This window comes from Leuconostoc sp. S50 (genome assembly GCF_016624925.1).
GTDB classification, from domain to species: Bacteria; Bacillota; Bacilli; order Lactobacillales; family Lactobacillaceae; genus Leuconostoc; species Leuconostoc pseudomesenteroides.
Genome location: NZ_JACVUE010000012.1, coordinates 63,639 through 69,747 on the forward strand (window position 1 = coordinate 63,639; position 6,109 = coordinate 69,747).

The following is a 6,109-nucleotide window of genomic DNA, read 5'->3' on the forward strand; positions in this document are numbered from 1 at the left end:
GAATTAGAGCAAGCTTTTAATTTCTTCAACTTTATCCAAAGCTTCCCATGGTAAATCAATATCCGTTCTACCAAAATGACCAAAAGCAGCTGTTTGCTTATAAATAGGACGACGTAAATCTAAGTGATTAATAATTGCTAATGGTCTGAAATCAAATAATTGTGTGATAATTTCAGTAATTTTATTGTCACTAATTTTAGCAGTGCCGAATGTTTCGACATTAAGTGAAACAGGTTCCGCTACACCAATTGCATATGCAACTTGTAATTCAAGTCGATCAGCTACACCTGCGGCAACCATGTTTTTAGCCACATAGCGGGCAAAATAAGCGGCCGAACGATCCACCTTTGTCGCATCTTTTCCAGAAAAAGCACCACCACCATGGTGCGCCGCACCACCATATGTGTCAACAATAATTTTACGACCTGTTAACCCAGAATCAGCTTGCGGACCACCCAAAACAAATCGACCTGATGGATTGATATAATATTTTGTCTGATCATCAACTAATTCTTGTGGCAAAACCTTATCGATTACCAACTCACGGACATCTTTACGAAGCGTCTCAAGTGATACTGCGTCATTGTGTTGTGTTGATATGACCACAGCAGCAATCCGTTGCACTTGGTTGTCATCATTTAATTCAACAGTTACTTCACCTTTCGCATCTGGACGGAGGTAACTTAGCTGATTAGATTCGCGTACATCACGAATACGGCGCATTAAACGATGTGACAATGCTAAAGTCAATGGCAAATAACTATCTGTTTCATTAGTCGCATAGCCAAATACCATGCCTTGATCGCCAGCGCCTAACTGTTCTGGATCATCATCAGCATTATCTACTGCCTGCGCAATATCAGATGATTGCTCAACAATCTTGTTTGAAACATTAACAGAATCTGCTGTAAAACCTAATTCTGCTTTATCATAACCGATTTCTCTAATTGTGTCTGTGGCAATTTGGCGAATATTAACATATGCGTTAGTAGATAGTTCCCCAAAAATTGATACATCTCCCGTTGATGTTGTCACCTCGACAGCTGATCGTGCATATGGATCTTGGGTCAAAACAGCGTCCAAAATTGCATCCGCAATTTGATCTGCAATTTTATCAGGATGTCCAGCTGAGACAGACTCTGAAGTGAAAAATTTTGTCATTGGTATTCTCCTGCGTAAGGTCGCCACCAGTTTTGCAAAATAAAAAGCTAAAGCCGAAATTAAAAAGCGCGCTCGACATCGTCGAACGCGCTAACGTGACGACTATCTGTACAGAATTACCACCGTACACTGTAAGCTGTTAAGCTTACCGCCGGTTGGTGCAGGGTCAAAGTGCTGTATCACTCGCCTGCTCTTGATAGCTGTTTTAAATTGTAATAATAATTGTAACAAACTTCCACGTACAATTCAACCATTTTAAATGGATTTGTGTACCTTATCAATTGTTAATTCGCTGGTATTGATACAATTCTGTCATAAAAATGATACGTCAGTTGTCCATTTTTAAGGTAAAATATTAGCTATGGATCAAGACTACTACCAACAATCAAACCTGTCTCAACGAATGCCAGATGGCACTATTTTACCACGTCGTTTGAGCACAGATGCCAGAGACAAAAGAAGTCTCGAAAGCTTTTCACCGGCAAAATTGAAAGATTGGCGTTTTTGGGTGCCTTTGATTGTGATAGTTATCTCACTCAACCTCGTTTGGTGGCGATTACCACTACTACATACGCAAGACCTTGAAGGCGAGTTAACGTGGTCTTTAGCGCCCTTATTTGGCTATACGGTCACGATAGCTGCTGGCATGGCCCTTATGATAACGCAAAATTTTCGTAGTTTGTTAAGTTACCTGTTTTTTGCTATTAGCATTTTGTTCACCTTTAACTCACTCATTCAGGCACGTCGAGAAATTTGGTTATTATTACTTATCTTGGTCGCTTTCTTTATTGCCATTCAACAATTGTGGCTTGGTTTACAAAACATTTTAGGTTTAATTTTGCTGAGTATTTTGGCGACCTTTACAATTCCAATCGCTATTTTTTACAGTGAAAATAATTATTTAACGCAGAAATTTATTCTCCAATTATTACCAATGCTCTTCGCCTTCTTTTTTTACTTCACACCAGTCATTATGCCAAACCCAGATGGCAGAAAACTGAGTTTGTTATCAATCGGTCTCTTTTGGGCCGCTTTGCTAAGTCACCATGTCGGTGCGACAACAATTGTTATCTTTATACTTAGTATATTTGCTTTTGTTTTACAATTTGTCAAAGCCCGCATTGGCAACTGGCAAAATATGATTTACGTTCTGCTTCTAGGACTTTCAATGCTGTTAGTTTATCAATGAAAAATGATTCAAAACGGTTTTATAGCCAGTTTTGAATCATTTTTTTCAAATCAAGTATCGCGGTTTTGCCATTTATCCACATTAATCCTGGTAATTGATGACGTAAATACGTTAGTTGCCGCTTAGCATAGCGTCTGGAGTCTTGTTGCAATTTTTTTATGGCTTCTTCAAGCATTTTCTCACCTCTTAGGTAGCCGAAAAATTCTTTGTAGCCAATAGCCTTGCCAGCTTGTAATTCTTCTCCACCAGCGTTTAAAACAGCTTGTGCTTCATTTAAAACGCCTTCACTGACCATATTAGTGACCCGTTGGTTAATGCGCTGATACAGGATTTCGCGTGGCCAATCTAGTCCAACTACCAACGCATCATATGTCGGTCGCTTTACTGTTGTCTGTTGTTTATGTCCTTGGTGTGCTATTTGAATTGCTCGAATCACGCGTTGCCTATTATTCAAATCAATGCGCTTAGCAAGAGCATCATCTATTTTTAATAATTCATCAACTAATTGTGGTAGTGTTTTGTCGGCCAATTCCGATGACAAATTAGGATCATTGGGACTGTATTCCAATGCTTGTAACCCAAGCAACGCTTTCAGATAAAAACCAGTTCCACCAACGATAATTGGTAACTTGCCACGTTTGGTAATATCTTCTATGATTTCGTCCGCCAGTGCAACAAATTCAGCTACAGAAAAATTATCAGTCATATTCACAACATCAATGAGATGATGTGGTATTTTTTTTTGTTCCCGAATAGTTGGTTTAGCTGTTCCTACATCCAAGCCACGATAAATTTGCATTGAATCTGCTGACACAATTTCACCATTAAATTGCTCTGCTATTTGAATTGCTACGTCTGTCTTGCCCGAAGCTGTCGGACCGGTAATGACTAATATTTTACTCATGCTCTTGTATTTCCTTACGCATTTTAACCGCCAAGGCTACTTGGTTAGTAATAATTCCCGGAATATTAGCCTCAAAAACACGTCTCATATCAGCTTCTTTGTCAACCGTCCAAGGTCGTATGTGTGCTTTCTTTCGCCAAAAAAGAGCTGGCTTCTTGTTTAGTATTCTAATATCTGGATGGATATAATCAAAAACACCACGTAGTTTAAGCCATACCACTTTAGGCGTCATCCAAAATACAAGTGCTGCTATTTCGGCATCAGGCTTTAACTTTCTGATTATTTTTAATGACTTCAAGTTAAAACTTTGATAAATAATAGGATAATTTGGTTTGAAAGTCGCAACCATATCTAAAATTTCGGATTCAATGCCAGGATACATCACGTGATCGGTTTTAACCTCAAGTAAAAGTGTTTGATTAAACTGCTTTTCTTTTAGAAAAGTTAAAAACTCAAACAAAGTTGGCACAGTTACATTTGCCATTTTAGGCTCTTTATAACTACCAGCATCTAACATTTTAATTTCAGCTAATGTCAAATCTTTGATGTATCCTTTTCCATTAGTCGTTCTATCTACTTTTTCATCATGAATAACTACTAATTTGCCGTCCAATGTTCTATGAACATCCATTTCAATCATATCAGGATGAAATGCCAGAGCGGCCTCAAATGCAGGCAATGTATTTTCTGGTGCGACTAGACGATAGCCACGATGTGCAATAATTTCTGTCATCATTTATCCAATCTTTTTTATTTACAAATTAAAGAAAATAGTCGATAATAGTATTTAAGAAGTCTTAAGAATTTAAGGAAGTGTTTAGAATATGAAATCATTTAGATTAGGTGTTATTGTTGGCGTAATTGGTTCTGCCGTCGTTGCAGCCGGTACGGCATTAGGTTATCGCCAAACAGTTATTAAGCCACAAGAGAAAGCTGAAGAAACTTACAACCAAGTGTCAAAAGCTGCTATTCGTCGTAGCGTTGCAGCACATCAATCACGTTACTAAAAAGAACCGCGCTTGATAAGCGGTTCTTTTTTTATTTTGTCTTTTTTCCTTCGTAACGACTGAAACCACCACGCAAGATAAAAATTTTTTCCCTAGCATAGCCCTGCTTTTTAAGTGATCTGGCAACACGAACCACATCTCGTAAATTATCATCGTAAAGAAAAATGTCACGATCCTGCCGCAATCCAGATTTGCCCTGCAAAAAGTTCATGGCACTAATATTTCGTGCCCCCATAATATGCGATCGCTTATATGGTTCACTCTCACGAACATCAATAATTTGACCATTATCCGAATCAATTTTAGCTGCAAAATCTTCAGGCTTTAAAAGTTTGCCATTTTGTTTTGCTGACAAAAAGACCCATAACCAACCGCCAAACGCAAACAAAATCCATAGCACAACAACAGTTGCAATCATCATTAAAATATTAGTCATAATACATCCTCTAAATCAATCTTATACCATTGTATCAAAAAAAGGCGCAAGCGCCTAATTAAAATAGTCGATTCAATTGATTTAGAGCATTTTTTAACATGATTGGTTCACCATGCTCTTTAAGTACGTCATTATTAACGTCGCTTAAGTTGCCATACTCAAATGCAATTGCCAAACGATCTTTCAGTTCTTCCCAACTGAAATCACCGTTATTGGGAGTCAATTGTAAGAAAAAAATGCTATTATAACGATACAAATCTGAAAGGAAATTGTTAGCATCAAAGTTTTTAGCAATTGCAATACCTGATTCAAAATCAAATAATTTAATTGTAATTGTCTTCGCAACGCTGCTAGAATTTTGTTTAACTGCTCTAGACTTAGACGGATTCACAGTGTGATTGACACTGCCATCATCGGATTGGCGCAATTCAGTACGACGTTCATCAGAAATATCATCAATTTCTGAATTTTTTTTATTAGCAAAATCCATAATATTATTGAGAATATCACCAACTTGATTTTCCGAATCTAATCTAGAAATAAACAATTCCAATCCATTCCGATTGGGTAATATCTGGAATGAAACTTGATCGTCATCATCAAAATCATGCTCTGTATCAACTTCAGAAAGTATGTTGTAAAAGAAGGATTCGATTTTATCATGGTTGCCAAGCAATTCCATCACAGAAATACCACGATCTTCAAGATCAGAATTATTGATCATCACACGAATTGTATTTTCGTTTATACGCTCTCGTTCCATATTCACACTACCTTTCTAATTGAATTTTAAAATAATAGTTTCAAAGGAAAACGAACTTAACTCTCCTCAACAACCAAATTTTTTGCTGCTTCTTCAAAATCCGCTTTATACGTTGCACGGAAGAGTTCACGTTGACGAACATCTCGAGGTAAGAATCGACGAATCTCATCTTCATTATAACCTACCTGTATTCTGCGGTCATCCATAATTATTGGTCGTTTCAAAAGTGAAGGATATTCAACAATTAAATCGATTAAAGTATTAATTGATATATCATCCAAGTTAACCTCTAATTTTGAGAAAATTTTGGATCGGGTCGAAATTAATTCTTCAGTACCATCTTCAGTTAAACGAAGCATTTCTTTCACCTCATTGGCGTTAATGGGGTTCTTGTTCAGATTTCTCTCAATATAAGGAATATTGTGATCTTCTAACCATTGCTTAGCTTTTCTGCAAGAGGTGCAACTAGGCGATGAAAAAAGTGTAACCATACATCGTTGCCCTCCAAATTCATAAGATATATCTATTATACCGTATTTACTTACTAAAGTACATTGACTATAGTATAGCAAAAAGAGCAATCAATTCATCATTAGATTGCTCTCGTTCTTCTTATGTACGGCACCGCATCGTCCTATCCTCGCAGGAA

General features: G+C 37.3%; 8 protein-coding genes and 1 riboswitch. Of the genes, 2 read left to right on the forward strand and 6 right to left on the reverse strand.

Going from position 1 to position 6,109, the window contains the following annotated elements; genetic code table 11:
* Positions 1 to 3: 3 nt before the first annotated feature.
* Positions 4 to 1,161, reverse strand: coding sequence for a methionine adenosyltransferase (gene metK / locus IAE53_RS09555; RefSeq protein WP_010275576.1), 1,158 nt, complete (start codon positions 1,159 to 1,161; stop codon positions 4 to 6).
* 99 nt (positions 1,162 to 1,260) lie between these two features.
* Positions 1,261 to 1,364: riboswitch (SAM riboswitch) on the reverse strand.
* A gap of 158 nt (positions 1,365 to 1,522) precedes the next feature.
* Here metK and IAE53_RS09560 point away from each other — a divergent pair.
* Positions 1,523 to 2,350 (forward strand): hypothetical protein, encoded by an 828-nt coding sequence (locus tag IAE53_RS09560; protein WP_148424171.1) that lies wholly within the window; start codon positions 1,523 to 1,525, stop codon positions 2,348 to 2,350.
* Positions 2,351 to 2,369: 19 nt separating this feature from the next.
* On the opposite strand, the gene miaA is transcribed toward IAE53_RS09560, so the two are convergent.
* Together miaA and IAE53_RS09570 are read right to left on the reverse strand one after the other, a co-directional pair.
* On the reverse strand, positions 2,370 to 3,254 hold the full coding sequence (miaA, locus tag IAE53_RS09565; protein WP_148424170.1) for a tRNA (adenosine(37)-N6)-dimethylallyltransferase MiaA: 885 nt from the start codon (positions 3,252 to 3,254) through the stop codon (positions 2,370 to 2,372).
* Complete coding sequence (locus IAE53_RS09570) at positions 3,247 to 3,987, reverse strand: glycerophosphodiester phosphodiesterase family protein (protein ID WP_148424250.1); 741 nt, start codon at positions 3,985 to 3,987, stop codon at positions 3,247 to 3,249. Before IAE53_RS09570 ends, miaA begins: the two co-directional genes overlap by 8 nt.
* Before the next feature lie 91 nt (positions 3,988 to 4,078).
* Here IAE53_RS09570 and IAE53_RS09575 point away from each other — a divergent pair, with 91 nt between their 5' ends.
* Entirely contained in the window at positions 4,079 to 4,261 is a 183-nt protein-coding gene (locus IAE53_RS09575; protein WP_010275563.1) for a DUF3042 family protein, read from the forward strand.
* Between the two features lie 31 nt (positions 4,262 to 4,292).
* Here the strand turns inward: IAE53_RS09575 and IAE53_RS09580 are convergent, their stop codons facing one another.
* Genes IAE53_RS09580 through spx form a run of 3 tightly spaced genes read right to left on the reverse strand, consistent with a single transcriptional unit; the run spans position 4,293 to position 5,951 of the window.
* The gene (locus IAE53_RS09580; protein ID WP_148424169.1) at positions 4,293 to 4,697 is read right to left on the reverse strand and encodes a rhodanese-like domain-containing protein; all 405 of its coding nucleotides are present in this window, start codon (positions 4,695 to 4,697) and stop codon (positions 4,293 to 4,295) included.
* Positions 4,698 to 4,755: 58 nt separating this feature from the next.
* On the reverse strand, positions 4,756 to 5,460 hold the full coding sequence (locus tag IAE53_RS09585) for an adaptor protein MecA (RefSeq protein WP_148424168.1): 705 nt from the start codon (positions 5,458 to 5,460) through the stop codon (positions 4,756 to 4,758).
* Positions 5,461 to 5,516: 56 nt separating this feature from the next.
* The gene (gene spx, locus IAE53_RS09590; RefSeq protein ID WP_148424167.1) at positions 5,517 to 5,951 is read right to left on the reverse strand and encodes a transcriptional regulator Spx; all 435 of its coding nucleotides are present in this window, start codon (positions 5,949 to 5,951) and stop codon (positions 5,517 to 5,519) included.
* Between the last annotated feature and the right edge of the window lie 158 nt (positions 5,952 to 6,109).